2 protein-coding genes are annotated in these 2,914 nt (G+C 71.1%); one reads left to right on the forward strand and one right to left on the reverse strand.

What is annotated here, in order from left to right:
- Nucleotides 1–73: 73 nt before the first annotated feature.
- Complete coding sequence (locus tag Q0326_RS09545) at nucleotides 74–2,209, reverse strand: papain-like cysteine protease family protein (RefSeq protein WP_298689558.1); 2,136 nt, start codon at nucleotides 2,207–2,209, stop codon at nucleotides 74–76.
- 250 nt (nucleotides 2,210–2,459) lie between these two features.
- On the opposite strand from Q0326_RS09545, the gene Q0326_RS09550 reads away from it, so the two are divergent.
- A complete protein-coding gene (locus tag Q0326_RS09550) occupies nucleotides 2,460–2,912 on the forward strand; it encodes a hypothetical protein (RefSeq protein WP_298689560.1) in 453 nt (150 codons plus the stop codon).
- Nucleotides 2,913–2,914: the final 2 nt, after the last annotated feature.

Consider the following 2,914-nt stretch of genomic DNA (forward strand, 5'->3'; position numbering starts at 1 on the left):
GCCGTAGGCGGTCGCGGCTCGGCCGCGCGTCGGCGGCGGGGCGGGAGGCCGATGGGCGATCATCGCCGGCCGGTCATGCGCCGACGGTGGTGGGGGCGGTCTTGCCGGCCGGCTCCCATTCGTTGGTCCGCTCGTGGCGGCCGTCGCCGCGCAGGATCAGCCGGATCAGAGAGCGATGCTCGGCCTCGCCCGGCTTGCTGAAGCGGTGGCGCAGCGTGACCGTGATCCCCGCGTCGGTCTCGCCGTCGGGGCCGTCGACGATCGTGCCGTCGACGCGCAGCGCCCAGCCGTCGGCGATGCCGGCGCGGGTCGGGACGAGGCGGACATTGCCGATCTGGCCGCCGCCATAGGCCCAGCTGACGTCGACCCCGGCGAACGTGCCGCCGTCGGCATCGGGCATGCGCGGCCAGTCGTCGACCTGGACGGTGGCGTCCTGCAGCGGCACGACCGCTTGCGCCTGCGTGCGCGGCAGGCGGATCCCGCTCAGCTGCTGGAGACTGTAGTGGACGCCGTTGCGATCGATCTCGTCGGTGCGGCGCACCGGATCGATCGGGCTCGGCGCGTCGAACGCGCGCGCCCGGGATGCCGCCGGGGGCGGCGGCGCGGTGCGTGGCTGATAGGATTGGCCGAGGCTGACCGGATCGGTGTTGGGCGTGCGCCCGCGCGTGCCGGTGGCGTGGAGCACCATCGTGATCAGCGCCTCGTTGGCGGTCTGGTCGGCGTCATATTCGCGCATGAAGCGATCGAAGCCGATCACATAGCGGCTGCCGCGATCATGGGTTCGCGCATAGGCGCCCGGATTGTCGGGCGTGCCGACCGCGCGGTCCCATGGATCGGCGACGACCAGATAGCTGCGCTGACCGTCCGAATACATGCCGGTGACGACCACGGCATGGCTCGCGGTATCGAATTCCGACGCCATCCGCTTGCCCACCCACAGCGGGCCGTAGCGGTTGAGCAATTGGCGGAAGCCCTCCTCGGAATAATCCTGCGGCGGTTCGGCGACGAGCCCGACCGCGTCGGCGAAGCGCGTCGTCGCGGCGACGTCGGGGTCGCCGTCATAGCCCTGCACCGCGCCGCGGGCACGCGCGAGCTGCGCTGCGGGGCTTCCCGACTGGTCCCACGCCATCAGCATCGCTGCCGCAGCCGCCCAGCAGGTCTCGCTGTCCGGCTGGGGCAGCAGGTCGACCGCCCATTGCAGGCTGAATTCGGGCACCGCCAGGCCGCGCGCCTGCGCCGTGGTCGGCGCGCGGCGTTCGAGCAGCCCGAGCAGCGGGGTCAGCGCGGTCGCGGCGAGCCCGGCGTCGAGCGCCTGGCCGATCCGCTCGGAAAAGCCGCCGCCGATCGCGCGGGCACGGGCGCGCGGATCCGCGGCACCCTCGGCCAGCGCCAGCCCCTGCGATACCGAGACCAGGCCGCGGCCCTGGATCCAGGCGATCTTGGCGGCGGTGAGCCGGCAGCCCTCGTTGAGATTGTCGTGGCCGGCCGAGACGTGCACGCCGATCACGCGGATGTCGCTGACCGACTGCTGCCGCGCCTCGTCCTCATAGCCGGTGATGTAGAAGACCGGCGCGCCGCTGGTGCCGCCGGTGGTCTGCAGGTTGTAGAGCATCACCTCGGCATTGTCGCCGAGCTCGCGCACCCAGTCGGCGTCGAGATGCTGTTTGAGCGGATCGACGCCCTGCGCGGCATAGCCGCAGACGATGATCGGATCGTCGGTCGAGGCAAGCTGCTCCTCGAGCGAGAAATACTGGCCGAGCGGGGGCGGGGTCGCGACCCGGATCACCGCGATGTCGTGCGGGCGGTCGTCATGATAGCCGGGATAGACCGACCAGTCGGCAGGGCTCGCGGTGAACGTCTTGAGCCAGCTGCTCGCGCCGTTGCGGCCGGCGTAGATGGTCAGCCCGGTCGCCTGCGCCACGACATGCGCCGCGGTCAGGATCAGGTCGGGGGCGACGTAGAAGCCGGTGCCGAGATATTGGCCGTCCGCCTGGGCGATCTCGATGTGGCAGATCGCCGAATGCGGCATGAAGCGCGTGTCCGGCACGCCCGCGGACCAGCTGTCGCGGCGGCGGGCGAAGGCGGCGAGCGCGTTGGCGGCGGCGGTCGCGTCGGTCGGCGCATAGTCGAGCCCGACCACCGACAATGCGCCGGCGATGCGCGGTCCGCTCGCGAGGCCCTGCGCGGTGCCGTAGAGGATCCGCACCACCTCGGGATGGAAGCGCTCGCTGAACGGCGGGAGGATCGTCGCGGAGCCGGGGACGGTGGCGTTGATCCACTGCGCGAACAGCCGCTGGAAGCTCTTCCAGAGATGGTCGGCGCCGGCATAGCTGACCGACTCGAGGATCCCCCGACGTATCGCGGTCGGCGGCGCGGGTGTAGAAGATCGTCGCGTCGCCGTCGCGGCGGAAGCCGAACTCGCGGTGGCCGGTGACCGGATGATCGCCCGACCAGGGCGTATGGATCGTGGTGACGCGGAAATAGTTCGGCTGCGACGCGCTGATCACCACCGCGGCGTTCTTCGGCCCGGCGATGTCGATCTTCCAGACCGCGGTGACGGGATTGGCCGACGCGATCAGCGTCGCGTCGGACGCGTCATAGGGCAGGAAGCTGGAATTGTCGGTGTCGAGGAAGTCGTCGATATTCTGGCGGAAATGGACGAGGATATCCTCCGCGGTCAGGTTCGGCGGCAGCGTCGCGACGCGGACCTCGTAGCGATCGAGATTGAGCTCGCCCTGCGCGTCGGCGATGCGCTGGATCGCGAAGCCGCGCGCCTCGACGGCGGCGGCCACCGCGGGCGGCACCGTCCAGTTGAACAGGTCCCGCCATTGCGGCGCATAGCGTTGCGCGCGATCGACATCCTCGATGCCGATCGTCATCGCGCGCGACGGGGCGCGGCCGAGCCCCTGTGACG

Source organism: uncultured Sphingomonas sp., assembly GCF_937859915.1.
In the GTDB taxonomy this organism is placed as follows: domain Bacteria; phylum Pseudomonadota; class Alphaproteobacteria; order Sphingomonadales; family Sphingomonadaceae; genus Solisphingomonas.

Coding starts and splice junctions, on each gene's coding strand:
- Q0326_RS09550 (WP_298689560.1), top strand. CDS start 2,460: ATGGATCGTGGTGACGCGGAAATAGTTCGGCTGCGACGCGCTGATCAC.